This is a genomic window from Rhodococcus sp. NPDC049939 (assembly GCF_040656415.1).
In the GTDB taxonomy this organism is placed as follows: Bacteria; Actinomycetota; Actinomycetes; order Mycobacteriales; family Mycobacteriaceae; genus Rhodococcus_F.
The window spans coordinates 132,107-151,035 of record NZ_JBFAMC010000003.1 but is presented as its reverse complement, the minus strand read 5'-3'; the positions used below and the strand labels follow the sequence as shown (position 1 = coordinate 151,035).

The following is an 18,929-nucleotide window of genomic DNA, read 5'->3' as shown; positions in this document are numbered from 1 at the left end:
CTGGACCGGTCCCGCCGTCAGGCCCGGGCGAAGCTCAACGTCTCGCCCTCGACCCCGCGCATCCACAGGTCGTTGCAGGCTTCGGCGAGTTCGGCCAACCCCTCCTCGATGGCGGCGAAGACATTGCCGGGCACCCAGCCGACGTCGCCGTTGAGTAGGAGGTTGTTGCGGCCGTAGAAGATCGCGAGATCGGTGGCGCCCTGCTCAGCGTGCGCCTCGGAACCGGGCTCGTAACCGTAGGCGGAGTTGCCGATCTCCCACGGCTCGAAATCGAACAGGCACACATCACCGGGAATTGGTGTGACGGTTGGATTCTCGCGGCGTGGCGCTTGCGTGATACGCGGGATCAGCGTGTACACCTCGTTGCGCGCATACTTGGCGTGGTACGCGTCACCGCCCTGAGGCAGCACGTTCCAGACAGCGTCGCAGGTGAGCGGCGCATCTTCGTCGAGGAGCCGGGCGCGGCAAGTTACCCCACGCTTGTCCAGGGATACGGTGATGTAGCGAGCCAAGATTCCTCCTCGTGAGCGGTCGGGTGCTGGTCAGAGCTCGTCGAGAACCTCCGACCAGATCGCGAGTGCGTCCTCGATTTGCTCCGCCGTCACAATCAGCGGTGGAATCATCCGCACCACGTTCATGTGGGCACCGCACGTCAGAAGCAGGAGCCCCTTCTTCACGGCCAGTTGCTGCGCGGCGGACGCTTTCGCACGATCCGGGGTGCCGTCGCCGGCAGTGAACTCGCTACCCACCATCAGTCCGAGGCCGCGCACGTCCCCCACCGCCTCGATGGCCCGGCTGCGAGCACCCTCGAGCAGTTGCGTGCCGCGAGTGGCCGCATTCGCTACGAGGCCTTCCTTTTCGATCACTTCGAGTGTCGCGATCGCGGCCGCGCACGACACCGCGTTTCCCCCATACGTCCCGCCCTGTGAACCTGGCCAGCCCTTGGCCATCAACTCCTCGGACGCCGCGATACCCGACAACGGGAATCCACTGGCCAGCCCTTTGGCGATCGTGATGATGTCGGGCCTGACGCCGAAGTGCTCGTGCCCGAAGAACTTTCCGGTGCGTCCGAAACCGGTCTGGATCTCGTCGATGACGAGAAGGATTCCGTACCGGTCGGCGCGCTCGCGGAGCCCTTGGAAGAACGCGCTGTTGCCCGGGACGTAGCCACCCTCGCCGAGGACGGGTTCGACGATGAATGCGGCAGTCTCGTCGGGGGTGGTGAGTGTCGCGAAGATGTAGTCCAGTTCCTTCAGCGCGAAGGCGGTGGCCTCCTCCTCGGACCAGCCGTAGCGGTAGGCAGTAGGAAACGGCGCGACGTGGACGCCGCCCATCAACGGGCTGAATCCCGCCGAGAACCGGGTTCCCGAGGTGGTCATCGTCGCGGTAGCAACCGTGCGTCCGTGGAAACCGCCGTGGAAGACGATCACATTCGGCCGCCCGGTCGCCTGCCGCGACAACCGAAGCGAGGCCTCCACGGCCTCGCTTCCGGAGTTGGCGAAGAACAGCGAATCGAGCCCGGTGGGCAGCACCGAGCCGAGACGGTCGATCAGCTCGAGCAGCGGCTGGTGCATGACGGTCGTGTATTGGCCATGAATCAGCGATCCGACCTGCCGGCGCGCCGCCTCAACGACGTGGGGATGGCAATGCCCTGTGCTGGTAACGCCGATGCCTGCCGTGAAGTCCAGATAGCGGCGACCGTCGGTGCCGTACAAGTAGCACCCCTCACCATGATCGACTGTCACGGGGGTGGCTTGGGCGAGAAGTGGAGACAGCCGAGTCACGATAAACCCTCCCACGGATCGATGCCACCGAGGGGTAGTGGATGCCACCGAGCGCTGGCAGTTCGTATTGTCAGATTGTCGACAATCTGTATAGCATGATCGGAGTCACTTCGGCAACGGCGATCGGGGAACAGAGAACATGCTCGAGAAGGCAGCCATCGAATCCGTTCCGACCGGCCTCTTCATCGGCGGCAAGTGGCACCGAAGCCCCCGGACCATGCCGGTCTACGATCCGTCGACGGGGCAGATCCTCTGCGAGGTTGCGGACGCGGACGCCACCGCGGCCTGCGAAGCGCTCGACGCGGCCGTTGCTGCTCAACCAGCGTGGGCGGCGACGCCGCCCCGGCAGCGCAGCACCATACTCGCCGACGCACACCGACTGCTCCTCGAGAACGTCGATCGTCTCGCGCTGATCATGACGCTCGAAATGGGCAAGACGCTTGCCGAGGCGCGCGGAGAAATCGCCTATGCCGCCGAGTTCTTTCGCTGGTTCGCTGAGGAAGCCGTCCGAATCGACGGCGGCTACATGACTGCGCCGGGTGGAGGATCACGATTCCTCGTGACACGCCAGCCGGTTGGACCGAGCCTTCTCATCACCCCGTGGAACTTCCCGATGGCGATGGGTACCCGCAAGCTCGGACCCGCGATTGCCGCCGGGTGCACGTCCGTCATCAAACCTGCCGCCCAGACTCCGCTGTCGAGCCTTGCTCTCGCGGACATCCTCGTGCAAGCAGGACTGCCCGACGGTGTCGTCAACGTCGTCACCACCTCCACCCCTGACGAGGTGATGACTCCGCTGATCCTCGACGGCCGCACCCGCAAACTCTCGTTCACCGGGTCCACGAAGGTCGGGAAACATCTTCTGGAACTCTGCGCCCGTACCGTCATGCGCACATCCATGGAACTCGGCGGCAACGCGCCATTTCTCGTCTTCGACGATGCAAACCTCGACGATGCCGTCACCGGTGCAATGGCTGCGAAGATGCGCAACATCGGGCAATCCTGCACGGCCGCCAACCGGATTCTCGTGCACAGCTCGGTCGTGGACGAGTTCACCCGCAGGATGACCGAGCAGATGGCTGCGCTTCCCCTCGGGCGAGGCACCGAGGACGGCGTGGTGGTCGGACCGCTGATCGACGATGCAGCCGTCGAGAAGATCGATCGACTTGTCACGGATGCGGTCGAACGCGGAGCCACCGTGACGACGGGCGGCACGCGCCTCGACCGCCCGGGCAGCTTCTACCCCGCAACTGTCCTGACCGGCGTGCCCGACGACGCCGAGATGTGCCACGACGAGATCTTCGGACCGGTAGCCGCGATCAGCACGTTCGACACCGAAGCGGAAGCGATCGAGCGAGCCAACGACACGCCGTACGGCCTGGTGGCCTTCGTCTATACCGAGAGTCTCACCCGCGGCATTCGCGTGTGCGAAGCACTGGAGTCCGGAATGGTCGGGCTCAACCAGGGCGTCGTATCGAACCCGGCGGCTCCCTTCGGCGGTGTCAAGGAATCCGGGCTGGGGCGCGAAGGCGGGCCAACGGGCATCGACGAGTACCTCGAGACCAAATACATCGGTATCACGGTTTGAGGCGGTGCCAGAGCCGAGAGCCGTCCGGCTATAGCCAGGTGTCTTCCGACGATGTCGTCAAAAACGCCTCGAGGTCGTCGCGCCAAGGTGCGGGCACGGTCTTGTCCGGCTCGATGCCCGTGTACTGCCCGCGGTAGAAGAGCAACGGCCGCTCCCCCTTTACCTCGCTCAAAGACGACACCCGGCCGAAGACCACCCAATGGTCACCACCGTCGTGGACGCTTTCGAGCGAGCAGTCGATGTGGGCGAGTGACCCGGTCAGGATCGGCGACCCAAGCGGTGAGGCAGTCCAGTCGATCCCCGCGAACTTGTCGGGTTCCCGTGACCCGAAGCGGGCACAGGTCGACTGCTGCTCTTCTGCCAGGACGTTCACGCAGAACACGCCGCTGCTCTCGATCGCCGCCCATGACCGTGAGTTCTTTGTCGGACAGAACAGCACCAGAGGAGGATCGAGTGACAGCGCCGCGAACGACTGGCACGCGAAACCTACCGGCTTCCCGTCGTCGGAGAGAGTGGTGATGATGGTGACGCCAGTGCAGAACTGGCCCAGTACCGTGCGGAACCGTCGCGGATCGATTGTTTCCTCTGTGACTGCCCCGTCCCCCGACACATCGGTCACGGATTCATCCCGACACTGAAGTCATGTCCCCACAGGCTGACAGCCGTGCTCTCCCGCGCGATCCAGCTCTCGTCCTCTACCTGCCTTCCCTCGCAGCCGAACTCGACATCGAAGCCGCCAGGTGTCTTCATGTAGAACGACAGCATCAGATCGTTGACGTGACGGCCCAGTGTCGCCGACATCTTGACCTTCTTGCGAAGCGCGCGATCGAGGCAAAGGCCCACGTCGTCGGAGTTCTCGACCTCGATCATGAGATGCACGATGCCACTGGGCGTGGGCATCGGCAGGAAAGCGAGGCTGTGGTGCCGCGGATTGCAACCGAAGAACCGCAGCCATGCCGGCGGCCCGTCGGCGGGTCGTCCGACCATCTGCGGAGGCAGCCGCATCGAATCGCGCAGCCGGAAGCCCAGCACGTCGCGATAGAAGCTCAGAGACGCGTCGTCGTCGGAGGTCGAAAGAACGACGTGCCCCAAACCCTGCTCGCCAGTGACAAACTTGTGACCGTATGGACTGACGACACGTCTATGCTCCAGTGCCGCACCGTGAAACGCCTCGAGAGTATTGCCCGACGGGTCCTCGAATGTGATCAGTTCGTCGACCCGGCGATCCGCGAGCTGCTCGGCTCCGGCCTCTTTGAACACGACGCCCGCTGCCGCGAGGCTGGCCCGGACCTCCTGCAACTCCTGGGCATTGGCCGTCTCCCAACCCGAGACGGAGAGCCGGTCCTTCTCTCCCGGAACGATCACGAGTCGGGCGGGAAAGTCGTCCATCCGCAGATACAGTGCATCGGGATCAGTGCCCTTGCCCTCCACCATGCCGAGCACCTTCAGCCCGTACTCACGCCACGCGGCCATGTCTGTCGCCTCGATGCGCAGGTACGCAAGTGAACGGATACTCATCACTTACCTCCGTCCAGAAGGAAATCGATTGCCAGCCGGTTGAACTCGTCGAACTTCTCGAGCTGCGCCCAGTGCCCGCAGCCGCCGAAGACATGCAACTGTGCCCGCGGGATCATCTTCAGCGCTACGAGAGCTCCGTCGAGCGGATTGACCCGGTCTTCGCGGCCCCAGATCAGCAGCACCCGCTGGCGCAACTTGTAGGCCTCACGCCAGAGCATCCCCTTCTCGAAGTCTGCGGAGGCGAAGGACTTCCCCATTGCCTTCGCCGCCGCAAGTGACTCGGGAGTGCTCGCCGCAGCGAAGCGCTCCTCCAGGAGTTCCGGCGTGATGAGCGACTGGTCGTAGACCATGACCCGCAGGAACGCCTCGAGCTTCTCCTTCGTCGGCCCCTCGGGTGGCGCACTGAACTTACCGAGGTTCTTCACGCCCTCAGTCGGATCCGGCGAGAACAGGTTGACGCTCAGTCCACCCGGACCCATGAGGACCAGACGCCCAGCCCGGTCTGGATAGTCGAGCGCGAAACGCACTGCGGCGCCGCCGCCGAGCGAGTTACCGAGCAGGTGAACACGCCCATCGATACCGAGAGTGTCGAGAAGGTCCTTCAGTGCGGACGCACTGTGCACGAAGTATTGCGGGTGCTCGGTCGGCTTGTCGGAGAGTCCGAATCCCGGCTGATCGACAGCCAGCACGTGGAACTTCTCGGCGAGGACCGAGATGTTTCTGGCGAAGTTCGACCATGATGAAGCGCCCGGGCCCCCGCCGTGCAGTAGCACGATCGTGGTGTCGTTGCCGATACCGGCTTCGTGATAGTGCATCTTCAGGTCGGGTCTGACCTGGGCGAACTTCGACGTGGACTCGAATGTAATGGCTTCTTCGGTAGTGGTCACCTGCGCTCCTAGACCATCGTGTCCGTGATCGGCAATCCGAATTCCCCGGCGCCGTACATGACGTATGCGCGTTCGGGATCGTTGGCCGCGTGAACACGTCCAGCATGCGCGTCCCTCCAGAAACGCTGCAGCGCGGTGCCGTTTGCCAACGCAGTAGCTCCCGAGCTCTCGAACAGTTTGTCGATGGACGAAATGGCCCTGCCGGTGGCGCGCACCTGATCCCGACGCGCCCGAAGCCGCAGCTCGAACGGGACCTCCTCGCCCTTCACCAACAGTGCATATTCGTCGGCGACATTGCCGGCCAATTGGCGCCACGCGGCGTCGATGTCGCTCGACGCCTCGGCTATGCGAACCTTGGCGAACGGGTCGTCCTTCGCCTTCTCACCGGCGAACGCCGCACGGACACGCTTGCCTTGATGCTCGACGTGCGCATCGTAGGCACCGTAGGCCATCCCCACGATCGGTGCCGAAATCGTGGTCGGGTGGATTGTCCCCCATGGCATTTTGTAGACAGGTGCAGTGTTCTGCTCGAGTCCTGGAGCGGTGAGGTCGCTCATCGCCTTGAAGCTGAGAGCGCGGTGCCTCGGAACGAATACGTCCTTGACCACCACGGTGTTACTTCCGGTTCCCCTCAGTCCCACCACGTTCCAGACGTCGTCGATCCGGTAGTCCTCACGCGGGATCAGGAAGCTGACGAAGTCCACCGGACGCCCGTCCTTGATGACCGGACCCCCGAGCACCGCCCAAGTGGCGTGATCACAACCCGAGGACCAAGCCCAGGCACCGTTGACCAGATAGCCGCCCTCGACGACCTGTCCGGCCCCCATCGGCGCATAGGAGGAAGAGATGCGGATGTCGGTGTCTTCGCCCCACACGTCTTCCTGCGCCTGCTGCGTGAACAGGGCGAGGTGCCAGTTGTGAACACCGATGATCGACGACACCCAACCGGTGGACCCGCATGCACTCGCGATCTTCCGCACGGCGGAGTAGAACAGCACCGGGTCTGCTTGGTAGCCGCCCCACTGCTCCGGTTGGAGCAACCGGAAGAATCCGATCTCCTGAAGCGCCTTGATGGAATCGTCGGGGATGCGACGTAGATCCTCGGTCTCCTGCGCACGCTCACGCAGCGTCGGCAGTAGTGCGTCGAGTCGCCGCATCACCTCGTGACTGTCATGGTCACCCACAAGACGCTCCTGTCTCGTTCGATCGTCAGTTACCTCTGAGACTAGAACACGTTCCCATTAATGTCGAGATCCTTGCAAAAGTGCTGCTGGACGGCCTAAGTCTGTAATGAAGGCGGAAAAGATCTAGCAGATTTCGCTCAACTTCTATAACGTGTTCTACTGAGACCATGAAGGGATGTGACGGCAATATGGCGCAGATTCGCGAGATCGATGTGGGCACGGTCCAGACCCGCTTCGCGCGCGGTTGGCACTGCCTTGGGTTGAGCCAGTCGTTCAAAGACGGCAAACCGCATTCGATCGAGGCATTCGGCACCAAGCTCGTCGTTTTTGCCGACAGCAAGGGCGATCTGAAGGTTCTCGACGCCTATTGCCGGCACATGGGTGGCGACCTGTCACAGGGCACGATCAAGGGCGACTCCGTGGCCTGTCCGTTCCACGACTGGCGCTGGGGCGGCAACGGAAAGTGCACAGAAATTCCCTACGCACGTCGCGTCCCCCCGATCGCCCGCACCCGCGCCTGGATCACGCTCGAGCGGAACGGCCAGCTCTTCGTGTGGAACGACCCGGAGGGCAATCCCCCACCGGACGACGTGACCATCCCCCGCATCGAGGGCGCATACAGCGACGAATGGACCGACTGGACATGGAACTCGATGCTGATCGAGGGCTCCAACTGTCGCGAAATCATCGACAACGTTGTGGACATGGCGCACTTCTTCTACATCCACTACGCGTTCCCGACGTACTTCAAGAACGTCTTCGAAGGCCACATCGCTGCCCAGTACCTCAACACCAAGGGCAGGCCCGACATCGGGATGGCGACGCAGTACGGCGTGGACACGTTGCTGCGATCCGAGGCCGCGTACTACGGGCCCTCTTACATGATCAACCCACTGCTGAACACCTACGGCGGCTACGAGGTCGAGAGCGTGCTCATCAACTGCCACTACCCGGTGACCCACAATTCGTTCGTCCTCCAGTACGGGGTGACTGTCAAGAAGCCGAGCGGCATCGACGACCAGGCGGCAGACAGGCTGGCCGCGAAGTTCACCGAAGGTATCGCCGAGGGATTCCTGCAGGACGTCGAGATCTGGAAGAACAAGACGAAGATCGAGAATCCTCTGCTCTGTGACGAAGACGGCCCGGTGTATCAACTGCGACGCTGGTACGAACAGTTCTATGTCGACGTCGCCGACGTCACCGACAAGATGACACAGCGTTTCGAGTTCGAGGTGGATACAACCAAGGCGAACGAGGCGTGGCAGCAAGAGGTGGATGAGAACCTGGCCCGCCAGAAGGCCGAGCGTGAGGCCAAGCAGTCCGAAAATGCGGGGTCCGAGAACACGGAAGCACAGGTCTGATCGTGAGTGCCTCGAGCGAATGGGCCAAAGCTCCCGACTTCGCCGGGCAGCCCACCCGGCTCGAGGCCATTCATGCGCAGACGGTCGTGGACAAGGCGGTCTACCTCGACGACGGAATGAGCGACGTCGAGTGCCGAACCTGCGGTACCTGTGTGCTGGTACGCAAGAACAGCCCCGCGCACACGAGCATCCAGTGGACCACCGACCCGGCACGGAGTTGCCCGACGTTCCGTGACGCCGTCGCCGACGGTCACTCGAGTGCACTGCGGGACGGATGTCCGCGGCTGCAGGAGAGTATCGAGCGCGCGGTGATGGAAGGTGTCGTCAAAGTGGGGGGCGGCGCCAACTAGTCCGATACACCTTCGCGTGCGCGACGCCCGAGGTGTCCTGAGGGGTGGACATCGCGTGGGAACTCACCCGTCGCCCACCTGGGGCGAATTTCCTGGTGTCTGGAGTGGGCAGACGCACCCGACAGCGGGACAATAGAGGTGAATAGCGGTATCCATCGACGACCGCGGCCAGTGGTTGGCGGTCGGGAGAGCGATTCCGGTTCAGTGAATACGAACTCGCCTCATATCAATCCGCACATCAGACGCGCGCTGGTCGAACAGCTCGGGTTGGCCGACTCGACACCCGACCAGTCGGCTGCGATCGACCGCATCGTCGTGCGTCTCGAGTCGGCGATGGTGCGTGAGCTACTCCACCTCCCCGCTTACCGTCCGCTGCGCGGGTGATCGGTCGGCGCCACACCGAACGCGCGCGTCAGCGCCGCACCCATCTCTCGCCACGGCGGGCAGGGCGGCGGATCGCGGTGGTTGAGGAAGCGGATCACGGCGTCGTAGAACGCGGGGGAACGTGGCAATTGCGAATGCGGGGCGCGGACGGGACATTCCGCTCCAGGCAGGCGTTCCCCGCTCGGCATCAAGGGAAGATCGGCCGTCGATGAGACATCGAGAACTCGGACCTGCCCAGGTAGCGGTCTGGCGAGAATGGTGCGCACACTGCCCACGGTCCCGAGTAGTTGCCGCGAGGCCGGGCCATCGGGATAGAACTGGAACGAGAACAGATCCGCGACCGGTACCGCCCAGTGCAGCAGATCGCTGAACACTCGGCCACGCCCACTTACGCCCTCGGGGAGATATCCGATCGGATCGTCGGGGAAGGCGCCCACGAGCACCAGCGTGTCTACGTGCGCTCGACCTGTCGCCACTGCTTCCCAGGCAATCCAGGCCGCCTGGGAGTGAGCGATCACGGCCAGCGGTCGTGGCAGCGCCCGGGTCTGCTCGGCAAGGAGCGCAACCTGCTCTTCCACGGGGCGTTGGGTGTCTTCAGGCCCGTACGGGGCACCGGTGCGGAGGGGGCAGGGGGCATCGCGCTGCGGTTGCCCGTCACCTGGCCCGGCATAGGAGAAGTAATAGACCTGTTCACAGTCGTAGCCGAGCCGTTGAACATCGGTGCGATGCACCCCGCTGGTCCCGGACTCCGAGTCGATTCCCGCCATGAGAAGCAGTGAACCCTGTTGGTGCGGAGACGGATCCGGTTCTGCGTAAGTTCGTGTCTGCACGAACACGACGGAACTGGCGACGAGGACGGCGACGGCGGCCGTGAGCGCGACGACCGGTCGGGTGAGCGGGGCACGGCTCATCCCCCATATCGCGAATCCGGTCGCCATGGCGGACACCGGCACGAGGGGCACGGTCAGCGACGGCACAGTGTCCGCCAGAGCGCCCAGCATGAGAAGCACTAGGCAGTACGGCACGATCACCTCCACCCGGAGGCCACGTCGCCAGGCAGCGCCGATCGCGGCGCGCAGTCTGGTGCTCTCCTGCCACGGAACCGCGCCGAAGGTAAGGACCAGCACTCCGATGAGCGCTACCGCAGGCCAGAACACCCGCGAATACAGCATCGCGAACGCGGTCGCATCGAGGAAGGTCGCGATGAACACCGGGCCCAGCATCGTTGCGTAGAACAGTGTGGCGAAGCGCAATCTGTGCCGATCGAGTCCACCCATCAGGCAGGACAGCACCACGATTCGGCCGGCCGACACGATAACCGCCAGGACTATGAACTGCGGCCAGGAGTCAGTGCGTAACAGCAGAATCCGAAGATCCGCGAACTGGTCCACCGGCGGCAGTGCAACGAGATGCACCAGCCCCGGCCAGGTAGGCACCACGCCGGTCAGGGCCAGGACGACGACGGCCAACGCGACGGCCGCAAAGGGCGACCACCGAATCCATTGTCTCTGGTATCCGTTCACCGGGCCATGTCCCTGGAACTGCTGATTGTCGAATCAGCTTCCATGATCCCTCACCGCAGGTCTGGAAACGAGATGTCACATTGGGCGCGCGTGTCGTGGGTATCGCGTGCAGAATCGGCGACATAGGCTGGATCGTGTCGCCGGATCCGGCGGCACCAGCCGAACGGGAGGCGTGTCATGGCAGGCCGAATCGTACATTTCGAAATCCCTTTCGACGACGGTGACCGCGCCCGAGGGTTCTATCGGGATGCGTTCGGGTGGAACATCGCCGAAATCCCCCAAATGGACTACACCATGGTCAGTACCGGACCCGTCAGCGAGAGCGGAATGCCGGACGAGCCAGGATTCATCAACGGTGGCATGATGCAGCGCGGTGAGGTGACCTCCCCCGTGGTCACCGTGGACGTCGAGAGCATCGACGAAGCACTGGCGAAGATCGAGTCCCTCGGCGGAAAGACCGTTTCACCGCGAACACCCGTCGGGAACATGGGGTTTGCCGCCTATTTCACCGACTCCGAAGGCAACGTCGTCGGATTGTGGGAGACAGCCGGCTGACGATGTGAGTTCCGGCGGACTTCCTCCGCTCAGGAAGCACTCGCCGTCGACCCAGCCGAATTTGCCTCCTTCTGCAGCTCGAGGGCAATGTCGATGAGCTGATCCTCCTGGCCGCCGACGAGTTTGCGCTTTCCCGCACGGACCAGCAGCTCGGCAGACGATACGCCGTACCGCTGCGCCTGACGCTCGGCATGCTTGAGGAAGCTCGAGTAGACGCCGGCGTAGCCCATCATCAGCGCCTGGCGATCGAGCAGACATTCGGCGGGCATGGCGGGTCGCACGATGTCCTCGGCGGCGTCGGCGGCCGCGAAGAAGTCGATGCCGGTCTTGACGCCGATCTTGTCGCACACCCCCACCAGCGCCTCGACCGGTGCGTTACCTGCTCCGGCACCGAAACGTCTTGTGCTGCCGTCGATCTGCTTGGCACCCGCGCGGATCGCGGCGATCGAGTTGGCCACGCCGAGGCCGAGATTCTCGTGCCCGTGAAAACCGACCTGCGCATCCGAGCCGAGTTCTTGCACGAGCGCCTCGACGCGGTCGGACACTTGCTCTAGGACGAGCGCACCGGCGGAGTCCACTACATACACGCACTGGCAGCCTGCATCGGCCATGATCCGTGCCTGCTGGGCAAGCTTCTCAGGTGAGATGGAGTGCGCCATCATCAAGAATCCGACGGTCTCGAGACCGCGATCGCGGGCCAGCCCGAAGTGCTGGATAGCGACGTCCGCCTCGGTGCAGTGCGTCGCGATACGGCAGATCGAGGCTCCATTTTCCTGAGCTGCGATGATGTCGTCCTTGACCCCCAGACCCGGCAACATCAGGAACGCGATCTTCGCGTTCTTCGCGGTATCGACAGCGATCGAGATCAATTCCTGCTCAGGAACCTTCGAGAAGCCGTAATTGAAGGACGAGCCGCCGAGGCCGTCACCATGTGTCACCTCGATGACCGGAACCCCGGCGCCGTCGAGCGCGCCGACGATAGCGCGGACCTCTTCACCTGTGAACTGGTGACGCTTGTGGTGTGAACCGTCGCGCAGAGACGTGTCGGTGACACGGATGTCCCAGCCTGCGTCGAAGTGGACCATTGTGCTCATGCCTCCACACTCAGGAGTTTCTGGGCGATCTCCTCGCCCACCTTGGTTGCTGCCGCCGTCATGATGTCGAGGTTTCCGGCATACGGGGGCAGGAAGTCGCCTGCACCCTCGACCTCGACGAACGTCGTGACCGTGGCCTGTCCGCCCGACACCACACTCGGGTCGTCGAACTGTGGCTCGTTCAAGAGCCGATAGCCGGGAACGTACTCCTGGATGTCGGCGACCACTCGATGGATGGAATCGGTGATCGCGGCGCGGTCGGCATCCTCCGGGATCGCACAGAAGATCGTGTCGCGCATGATCATCGGCGGGTCGGCGGGGTTCAGGATGATGATCGCCTTGCCCCGCTGGGCGCCACCGATGGTCTCGATTCCACGGCTGGTGGTCTTGGTGAATTCGTCGATGTTCGCGCGGGTACCGGGCCCGGCGGATACCGATGCCACCGAGGCGACGATCTCGGCGTAGGCGACGTCGACGACTCGTGAGACGGCATAGACGATCGGAATGGTGGCCTGACCGCCGCAGGTGATCATGTTGACGTTGGGAGCTTCGAGATGTTCATGCAGGTTCGCGGGCGGGACCACGGCAGGCCCGACGGCCGCGGGTGTCAGATCGACTGCCCGGATGCCCGCTGCCTCGTACAGCGGTGCGCCCGCACGGTGCACGTACGCCGAGGTGGCTTCGAAGAGGAGATCGGGCTTCTCCGATTGATCGAGCAGCCACTCGATGCCCTCGGCGGAAGTCTCGAGACCCATGCTGCGAGCGCGGGCCAGACCCTCACTCTCGGGGTCGATCCCGATCATCCATCGAGGCTCGAGCCACTGCGACCGCTGAAGCTTGTAGAGCAGGTCCGTGCTGATGTTGCCCGAACCGACGATGGCGACACTTGCCTTGGTCATGAACAAACTCCTACTTGAACTGCAAGGTTACGGATCCGAGCCCACGGAAGTCGGCGCGGAAGTGATCGCCCGGGCGAGCGTCGATGGCGCGGGTGCACGAACCGGGCAGCACGATGTCGCCCGCCTTCAATCTGACACCGAAACCCTCGACCTTTTGCGCAAGCCACGCAACAGCTGTCACGGGATTGCCGAGCACGGCGTCGCTACGACCCTCCGCGATGGTCTCGCCGTTTCGCGTCAGGACCGCATCGATGTTCTTGATGTCGATGTCTTGCGGTCGCACCCGGTTCTTGCCAAGCACGAAGCCGGCGGACGAAGCGTTGTCGGCGATCGTGTCCGGCAAGGCGATCTTCCAGTCGGTGATACGACTGTCGATCAACTCGATGGACGGCGCGAATGCCACGGTCGCATCCAGGACGTCCTGTTCGGTGCAGTCGGCTCCGGGAAGGTCGGCGCCGAGAACGAACCCGACCTCCACCTCAACGCGCGGATAGCAGAACCGCGAAGTATCCACAGGTTGATCCTCGAACACCTCCATGTCGGCGAGCAGGTGCCCGTAATCGGGTTCGTCGACACCCATCATCTGCTGCATCGCGAGCGAAGACAGGCCCACCTTGTGCCCGACGATCTTCGCGCCGGCCTGCACCCGGCGACGAATGTTGATCAACTGGATTTCGTAGGCATCGACAACGTCGATGTCAGGATGGACAGTGGTTAGTGGGCCGATTGGAGCGCGACCGCGCTCTGCGGCGTCGAGCCGATCCGCCAACTCGGTTCGTATTTGCGCAGAGAGCATGGTTTACGGACCTTCCCTGAAGTTGCACACGCCCGTCGGAACAACTGCAACGTGTTTCGTTCTTGTTTGTCGGTGTCGGTAATACTTCCAGGCAGAAACGATAGACTGACAACGTCATCATTCTATAACGTGTTCTACATGAGCAAGCATGAATACGACATCGTGGTAGTCGGCAGTGGCGCCGGCGGGATGACCGCAGCCCTCACCGCAGCCCACAAGGGACTCAGTGTGGTGATCCTTGAAAAGGCCGCGCACTTCGGCGGTTCCACTGCCCGCTCCGGTGGTGGTGTATGGATCCCGAACAACGAGGTCCTCGTCGCGGCTGGAGTCGATGACACCGCCGAGGCTGCGCGGACCTATCTGCACAGCATCATCGGCGACGTCGTACCCAAGGACCGAATCGACACCTACCTCGATCGCGGCCCCGAGATGCTGTCATTCGTGCTGAAGAACAGCCCGCTGAAGCTGAAGTGGGTACCCGAGTACTCCGACTACTATCCAGAGGCGCCCGGCGGACGGTTGGGAGGACGGTCGGTCGAACCGGCACCGTTCGACGGCCGCAAACTCGGCGAAGACCTCGACAAACTCGAACCCGCCTATGTGAAGGCCCCACCGAACTTCGTTGTCACCCAGGCCGACTTCCGCTGGCTCAACCTGCTCATGCGCCACCCTCGCGGCCCACTGCGTGCGGCCCGGGTCGGCCTCCGTTTCCTCGGCGCGAAACTGACCGGCAAGCATTTGCTCGTCCTGGGCCAGGCACTCGTCGCGGGACTGTTTGCGGGACTGAAGGCCTCCCGCGTACCGATTCTGCTCGAAACCCCACTCACCGACCTCTACGTCGAGGACGGCGTGGTCAAGGGTGTCGAGGCCGAAGTCGACGGCCGGCCACAGGTCATTCGCGCACGCCGCGCGGTGATCGTCGCCTCTGGTGGCTTCGAGCACAACGATGAGGCTCGCAAGAAATACCAGCGCGCACCGATCGGCACCGAATGGACCGTTGGTGCCAAGGCCAACACCGGTGACGGCATCTGGGCGGGCCAGAAACTAGGTGCCGCACTCGATCTGATGGAAGACGCCTGGTGGGGCCCGTGCATCCCGCTCACGGGCGGACCTTGGTTCGCGCTCTCCGAGCGGAGTCTGCCGGGCTGCATCATGATCAACCAATCCGGCAAGCGCTTCGTCAACGAATCCGCGCCGTATGTGGAGGCGACACACGCCATGTACGGAGGCAAGCACGGCCAGGGCGACGGGCCGGGTGAGAACATTCCGTGCTGGCTCATCATCGACCAGCGATACCGCGACCGGTACGCGTTCGCCGGAATCACCCCTCGCTCCCCGTTCCCCCGTCGCTGGCGGAAGGCCGGCATCATCGTCGAGGCGAAAAGCGTGGCCGAACTGGCCGAGAAGATCGGTGTGCCCGTGGACTCACTCACCGAGACGGTCTCGCGCTTCAACTCCTTCGCGCGCAAGGGCAAAGACGAGGACTTCGGGCGAGGTGAGAGCGGCTACGACCACTACTACGGGGATCCCCGCAACAAGCCGAACCCGAGCCTACGTGCGCTCGAGAAGGCGCCCTTCTACGCAGTCAAGATGGTCCCCGGCGACCTCGGCACGAAGGGCGGACTCCGCACCGACAGCAATGCGCGCGTGCTCCGCGAGGACGGGAGCACCATCGAGAACCTCTATGCGGTAGGCAACGCCAGCGGTCCGGTCATGGGGCACACCTACGCCGGTCCCGGCGCAACGATTGGCCCCGCGATGACATTCGGCTACCTTGCGATTTTGGACGTCCTCGCGAAGTCGAGCGACTCCGATTCGCCCACGTCACTCACCGGAGACACGACAAATGCCCATTGATCCGAACATTGCCATCGGCGCCGAGCTACCGAACCAGGAGTTTTCCTGGACCAGCTCGGACGTGCAGCACTATCACCTGGCACTCGGCGCCGGTTCTCGTCCCCTGGACGAGAACGAGTTGCGGTATCTCACCGACGGGACGCCACAGGTTCTCCCCACCTTCGCCACCGTAGCCGCGAACTTCCATGCCACCGAAGCGCCGCGCGTGTCGTTTCCGGGCGTGGAGATCGACCTGGCCAAGGTAGTGCACGGAACCCAGGAAGTGGCTGTGCACCGGCCCATCCCACCCGAGGGCAAGGCCCGCACCACCACGCGTATCGCTGACGTGTGGGACAAGGGCAAGGCCGCCGTGATCGTCCAGGAATCGACCACCACCGAACTCGACGGCACCCCGCTGTGGACGAGTCGATCGTCGATTTTCGCGCGCGGCGAAGGCGGTTTCGGTGGTGAGCGCGGGCCATCGCAGTCCATCGAGTTGCCCGACCGTCCCGCTGACGCCGAGGTCGAGACCCCCGTGCTGCCCCAGCAGGCACTGATGTACCGGATGTGCGGCGACCGAAACCCACTTCATTCCGACCCGAAATTTGCAGCAGCCGCAGGTTTTCCCGCACCGATTCTGCACGGCCTGTGCACCTACGGAATGGTGTGCAAGGCGGCGGTCGACGAGGTCCTCGATGCGGACGTGTCCGCGGTCGCCGGATTCCGGGCCAGGTTCGCGGGCGTGGTGTTTCCTGGCGAAACGCTCCACACGCGAATCTGGAAGGACGAGGGCAGACTGTTGATCTCGGCCACGGTTCCCGAACGAGACAACGCTCCTGCGCTGGCGGATGTGGTTCTCTCCATGGCCTAGTTACCGGAAAGCAATCCTTCTTATCGCAGCTAAAGCGGATTTGAGCAATCCGCAGACACGATGCTGCAACCCTTTGTACGATCCTTTGTGACCTCATCGAGACGTGTTACCGATGATCGGGGCGGTTCCACTTCTCTCCGCGAGCAGTAGCGAACAAAGGGGGGACCCCGTGTCCCAACGCAACTATCTCCGCCCCGTTAAACGTGCTGTCGTCACCGGCGGTCTCGCACTCTGCGCGACGGCCCTGGTGGCAGTTCCCGCCCACGCGGCACCGTCCGGGAGTTCAGGTAGTGGTGGTGGCATTACCGGATCACTGTCCATGGGTTCTTCCGTCATCCCGACACCCATTCCCAGCCCGACGGGCCTGGCCGCGCTCGCGGTCGCGACGACACAGACCGGCAAGCCCTACCTGTGGGGTGGGACGGGTCCTCACGCGTGGGACTGCTCGGGTCTGGTGCAGTGGGCATTCCGGCAGGTAGGGGTGGACCTCCCGCGTGTCACCTGGGATCAGGCCAACGTCGGTGCAAACATTCCGCTGTGGGCGCTGGCTCCCGGCGACGTCATCCTGCTCAACGACGCGTCACATGTCGGGATCTACGCGGGCTTCGGACAGGTGTTCAACTCGTACGCAACCGGAACGCCGGTGGGTCTGACCCCGTTGTCGGGTTTCCGTAACATCCACAGCATCAAGAGGTTCTGAGAAGCGCTGGGGGCGTGCGTCTGCGGACGTTCGGCCGGCACCGACCTCGTCAGCGTCTTCGAAGAACTCGTCTGCGACCGATTTGTTGGCGCATACGGCAGTTGACCCGGCATGGTTGGAATCATGACCCCCAACTCGGACACCAGCTACCCACGTGACCTAGTTGGATACGGGCCGCATCCGCCCGACCCGCGGTGGCCAGGCGGCGCGAAGATCGCTGTCCAGTTCGTCCTCAACTACGAGGAGGGTGCCGAGAGCAACGTGCTGCACGGTGACGGGACGTCGGAGATGCTTCTGTCCGAGTTCCACAGGACGCAGGCGGTTCCGACTCGGCACATGAGCACCGAATCGATCTACGAATACGGCTCTCGCGCCGGAGTGTGGCGGGTGCTCCGGGTCTTCGAGCGACGAGGTCTGCCACTGACAGTTTTTGCGGTGGCCAAGGCACTGCAGCGAAACCCCGAGGTCGTCAGCGCCTTTCGTGAACTGGGTCATGAGATCGCCTGCCACCATCTCTGGTGGAGGTCATACGAGCTCGCCGACGAGAGCATGGAACGTGAACACATCGCCGAGGCGGTGGAGATCCTGCGAGAACTCACCGGGGCCGCACCACTCGGGTGGTATACGGGGCGCGATTCACCGCGCACCCGCGAGCTTCTCGTCGAGCACGGCGGCTTCGAATACGACTCCGATTCCTACGCCGACGATCTTCCATACTGGGTGAAGGTGCCTACGTCCGGCGGTCTACAAGTCGACCATCTCGTGGTGCCCTACGCCTTCGACACCAACGACATGAAGTTCATGACACCGGTTGGATTTCCGAGCGGGGAGCAGTTCTTCACGCACGTGCGCGATGCGTTCGACGTCCTTTACGCGGAGGGAGTTTCCGGTGCCCCCAAGATGCTCTCGGTCGGGCTGCATTGCCGCATCGTTGGCCGGCCGGGCCGTATCGCAGCACTCGAGCGCTTCCTCGACCACGTGCAGTCACACGACCGGGTATGGGTGGCGAGACGGATAGAGATCGCCCGCCACTGGCGCGACGTGCACCGGCCTGAAGGGTAGGGATATCGATCTCTCGGTCGTCCAGATGCTCGGATTCGTCAACCCGATCAACAGTCGTAGGGGTCGTGAACTCCTGAAGGCAAGGGACATTTCGCATAGGGTGGTCGCCGCCGAACAGGAGGAGAACTGATGAGCGAGAAGCGGATGGAAGTGCGGGCCACCCACATCACTACTCAAAGCGACCCGAGCAGACGGCGGCTGGTGTGTGAGCTGTACCCGGGGATCCTGGTCATTGACGGGCACCCCGGCCCGACTTCGGTGATTACCTTCGGGAACCGGGTCGCGCCCCTCCATCCAGGCAGTGACCGCCCGTTCCCGATCTTCGAGTTCACCGCCGATCTTGCGGCGGAAATGTATGAGGAAAGCGTCGAGCAAGCCGCACTGTTGAGAGAGAACGATCACCTCGCGGGTAGGGCCCCCAGCGTGTGGCCGCCGCGTGAATGGGTTGCCTCTAACAAGCATTTCTTCGACAATCCCGACCAGAAGTAGCCACCCACCAAACTCCTGACCGCGCCGGGACATCCCGTACGCCATTGT

Annotated in this window: 20 protein-coding genes; 10 read left to right on the top strand and 10 right to left on the bottom strand. The window is 63.5% G+C overall.

The annotated features are described in order from the left end of the window. Window positions 1-17 precede the first annotated feature (17 nt). Both AB0I57_RS12960 and AB0I57_RS12955 read right to left on the bottom strand, forming a co-directional pair. On the bottom strand, window positions 18-512 hold the full coding sequence (locus AB0I57_RS12960) for a DUF3830 family protein (RefSeq protein ID WP_358335344.1): 495 nt from the start codon (window positions 510-512) through the stop codon (window positions 18-20). A 30-nt stretch (window positions 513-542) separates the two neighbouring features. Further along, the gene (locus AB0I57_RS12955; RefSeq protein WP_358335341.1) at window positions 543-1,784 is read right to left on the bottom strand and encodes an aminotransferase class III-fold pyridoxal phosphate-dependent enzyme; all 1,242 of its coding nucleotides are present in this window, start codon (window positions 1,782-1,784) and stop codon (window positions 543-545) included. Window positions 1,785-1,923: 139 nt separating this feature from the next. On the opposite strand from AB0I57_RS12955, the gene AB0I57_RS12950 reads away from it, so the two are divergent. Next, window positions 1,924-3,372 (top strand): NAD-dependent succinate-semialdehyde dehydrogenase, encoded by a 1,449-nt coding sequence (locus AB0I57_RS12950; RefSeq protein WP_358335339.1) that lies wholly within the window; start codon window positions 1,924-1,926, stop codon window positions 3,370-3,372. A gap of 28 nt (window positions 3,373-3,400) precedes the next feature. On the opposite strand, the gene hsaB is transcribed toward AB0I57_RS12950, so the two are convergent. From hsaB to hsaA, 4 genes are read right to left on the bottom strand one after another with little or no spacing between them, the layout of a single operon-like run. After that, a complete protein-coding gene (gene hsaB, locus AB0I57_RS12945) occupies window positions 3,401-3,991 on the bottom strand; it encodes a 3-hydroxy-9,10-secoandrosta-1,3,5(10)-triene-9,17-dione monooxygenase reductase subunit (RefSeq protein WP_358335336.1) in 591 nt (196 codons plus the stop codon). Then, window positions 3,988-4,890, bottom strand: a complete 903-nt coding sequence (hsaC, locus tag AB0I57_RS12940; protein WP_358335333.1) for an iron-dependent extradiol dioxygenase HsaC — start codon at window positions 4,888-4,890, stop codon at window positions 3,988-3,990. Before hsaC ends, hsaB begins: the two co-directional genes overlap by 4 nt. Continuing rightward, window positions 4,890-5,777: a 4,5:9,10-diseco-3-hydroxy-5,9,17-trioxoandrosta-1(10),2-diene-4-oate hydrolase gene (gene hsaD / locus AB0I57_RS12935; RefSeq protein ID WP_358335330.1), complete on the bottom strand. Its 888-nt coding sequence runs from the start codon at window positions 5,775-5,777 to the stop codon at window positions 4,890-4,892. The genes hsaC and hsaD overlap by 1 nt, the downstream gene beginning before the upstream one ends. Window positions 5,778-5,785: 8 nt before the next feature. Then, window positions 5,786-6,934, bottom strand: a complete 1,149-nt coding sequence (gene hsaA / locus AB0I57_RS12930; protein ID WP_358336418.1) for a 3-hydroxy-9,10-secoandrosta-1,3,5(10)-triene-9,17-dione monooxygenase oxygenase subunit — start codon at window positions 6,932-6,934, stop codon at window positions 5,786-5,788. A gap of 215 nt (window positions 6,935-7,149) precedes the next feature. Here hsaA and AB0I57_RS12925 point away from each other — a divergent pair, with 215 nt between their 5' ends. The 3 genes from AB0I57_RS12925 to AB0I57_RS12915 all read left to right on the top strand — a co-directional run bounded on the left by AB0I57_RS12925 (window position 7,150) and on the right by AB0I57_RS12915 (window position 9,056). After that, window positions 7,150-8,322, top strand: coding sequence for a Rieske 2Fe-2S domain-containing protein (locus AB0I57_RS12925; protein ID WP_358336415.1), 1,173 nt, complete (start codon window positions 7,150-7,152; stop codon window positions 8,320-8,322). Window positions 8,323-8,324: 2 nt separating this feature from the next. Then, the gene (locus AB0I57_RS12920) at window positions 8,325-8,672 is read left to right on the top strand and encodes a hypothetical protein (RefSeq protein ID WP_358335327.1); all 348 of its coding nucleotides are present in this window, start codon (window positions 8,325-8,327) and stop codon (window positions 8,670-8,672) included. Between the two features lie 204 nt (window positions 8,673-8,876). Further along, entirely contained in the window at window positions 8,877-9,056 is a 180-nt protein-coding gene (locus AB0I57_RS12915) for a hypothetical protein (protein WP_358335324.1), read from the top strand. Here the strand turns inward: AB0I57_RS12915 and AB0I57_RS12910 are convergent. Further along, window positions 9,035-10,579 carry a hypothetical protein gene (locus AB0I57_RS12910; RefSeq protein WP_358335321.1) on the bottom strand — a complete coding sequence of 515 codons (1,545 nt, stop codon included), beginning with the start codon at window positions 10,577-10,579 and terminating at the stop codon, window positions 9,035-9,037. The two genes, AB0I57_RS12915 and AB0I57_RS12910, sit on opposite strands and share 22 nt — an antisense overlap. A 177-nt stretch (window positions 10,580-10,756) precedes the next feature. Here AB0I57_RS12910 and AB0I57_RS12905 point away from each other — a divergent pair, with 177 nt between their 5' ends. Further along, window positions 10,757-11,134, top strand: coding sequence for a VOC family protein (locus tag AB0I57_RS12905; protein WP_358335318.1), 378 nt, complete (start codon window positions 10,757-10,759; stop codon window positions 11,132-11,134). A gap of 29 nt (window positions 11,135-11,163) precedes the next feature. On the opposite strand, the gene dmpG is transcribed toward AB0I57_RS12905, so the two are convergent. From dmpG to AB0I57_RS12890, 3 genes are read right to left on the bottom strand one after another with little or no spacing between them, the layout of a single operon-like run. Then, window positions 11,164-12,228, bottom strand: a complete 1,065-nt coding sequence (dmpG, locus tag AB0I57_RS12900) for a 4-hydroxy-2-oxovalerate aldolase (RefSeq protein WP_358335315.1) — start codon at window positions 12,226-12,228, stop codon at window positions 11,164-11,166. Beyond that, window positions 12,225-13,127 carry an acetaldehyde dehydrogenase (acetylating) gene (locus AB0I57_RS12895; RefSeq protein ID WP_358335312.1) on the bottom strand — a complete coding sequence of 301 codons (903 nt, stop codon included), beginning with the start codon at window positions 13,125-13,127 and terminating at the stop codon, window positions 12,225-12,227. The genes dmpG and AB0I57_RS12895 overlap by 4 nt, the downstream gene beginning before the upstream one ends. 10 nt (window positions 13,128-13,137) lie before the next feature. Beyond that, a complete protein-coding gene (locus AB0I57_RS12890) occupies window positions 13,138-13,923 on the bottom strand; it encodes a 2-keto-4-pentenoate hydratase (protein WP_358335309.1) in 786 nt (261 codons plus the stop codon). A 138-nt stretch (window positions 13,924-14,061) separates the two neighbouring features. Between AB0I57_RS12890 and kstD the strand changes: the two genes are divergently transcribed. The 5 genes from kstD (at window position 14,062) to AB0I57_RS12865 (ending at window position 18,881) form a co-directional block, all read left to right on the top strand. After that, the gene (gene kstD / locus AB0I57_RS12885) at window positions 14,062-15,780 is read left to right on the top strand and encodes a 3-oxosteroid 1-dehydrogenase (protein ID WP_358335306.1); all 1,719 of its coding nucleotides are present in this window, start codon (window positions 14,062-14,064) and stop codon (window positions 15,778-15,780) included. Beyond that, a complete protein-coding gene (locus AB0I57_RS12880; RefSeq protein WP_358335303.1) occupies window positions 15,770-16,630 on the top strand; it encodes a MaoC/PaaZ C-terminal domain-containing protein in 861 nt (286 codons plus the stop codon). The genes kstD and AB0I57_RS12880 overlap by 11 nt, the downstream gene beginning before the upstream one ends. A gap of 169 nt (window positions 16,631-16,799) precedes the next feature. Continuing rightward, entirely contained in the window at window positions 16,800-17,330 is a 531-nt protein-coding gene (locus AB0I57_RS12875) for an NlpC/P60 family protein (protein WP_358335300.1), read from the top strand. A gap of 123 nt (window positions 17,331-17,453) precedes the next feature. Beyond that, window positions 17,454-18,392, top strand: a complete 939-nt coding sequence (gene puuE / locus AB0I57_RS12870) for an allantoinase PuuE (protein ID WP_358335297.1) — start codon at window positions 17,454-17,456, stop codon at window positions 18,390-18,392. Window positions 18,393-18,521: 129 nt separating this feature from the next. After that, complete coding sequence (locus AB0I57_RS12865) at window positions 18,522-18,881, top strand: hypothetical protein (protein ID WP_358335294.1); 360 nt, start codon at window positions 18,522-18,524, stop codon at window positions 18,879-18,881. Window positions 18,882-18,929: the final 48 nt, after the last annotated feature.

Excerpts from the sequence above, each read along its gene's own strand:
- AB0I57_RS12905 (WP_358335318.1), top strand. The coding sequence starts at position 10,757 with ATGGCAGGCCGAATCGTACATTTCGAAATCCCTTTCGACGACGGTGAC.
- AB0I57_RS12895 (WP_358335312.1), bottom strand. The coding sequence starts at position 13,127 with ATGACCAAGGCAAGTGTCGCCATCGTCGGTTCGGGCAACATCAGCACG.
- AB0I57_RS12950 (WP_358335339.1), top strand. The coding sequence starts at position 1,924 with ATGCTCGAGAAGGCAGCCATCGAATCCGTTCCGACCGGCCTCTTCATC.
- AB0I57_RS12925 (WP_358336415.1), top strand. The coding sequence starts at position 7,150 with ATGGCGCAGATTCGCGAGATCGATGTGGGCACGGTCCAGACCCGCTTC.
- dmpG (WP_358335315.1), bottom strand. The coding sequence starts at position 12,228 with ATGAGCACAATGGTCCACTTCGACGCAGGCTGGGACATCCGTGTCACC.
- AB0I57_RS12865 (WP_358335294.1), top strand. The coding sequence starts at position 18,522 with ATGAGCGAGAAGCGGATGGAAGTGCGGGCCACCCACATCACTACTCAA.
- hsaC (WP_358335333.1), bottom strand. The coding sequence starts at position 4,890 with ATGAGTATCCGTTCACTTGCGTACCTGCGCATCGAGGCGACAGACATG.
- kstD (WP_358335306.1), top strand. The coding sequence starts at position 14,062 with ATGAGCAAGCATGAATACGACATCGTGGTAGTCGGCAGTGGCGCCGGC.
- hsaA (WP_358336418.1), bottom strand. The coding sequence starts at position 6,934 with ATGCGGCGACTCGACGCACTACTGCCGACGCTGCGTGAGCGTGCGCAG.
- AB0I57_RS12880 (WP_358335303.1), top strand. The coding sequence starts at position 15,770 with ATGCCCATTGATCCGAACATTGCCATCGGCGCCGAGCTACCGAACCAG.
- AB0I57_RS12890 (WP_358335309.1), bottom strand. The coding sequence starts at position 13,923 with ATGCTCTCTGCGCAAATACGAACCGAGTTGGCGGATCGGCTCGACGCC.
- puuE (WP_358335297.1), top strand. The coding sequence starts at position 17,454 with ATGACCCCCAACTCGGACACCAGCTACCCACGTGACCTAGTTGGATAC.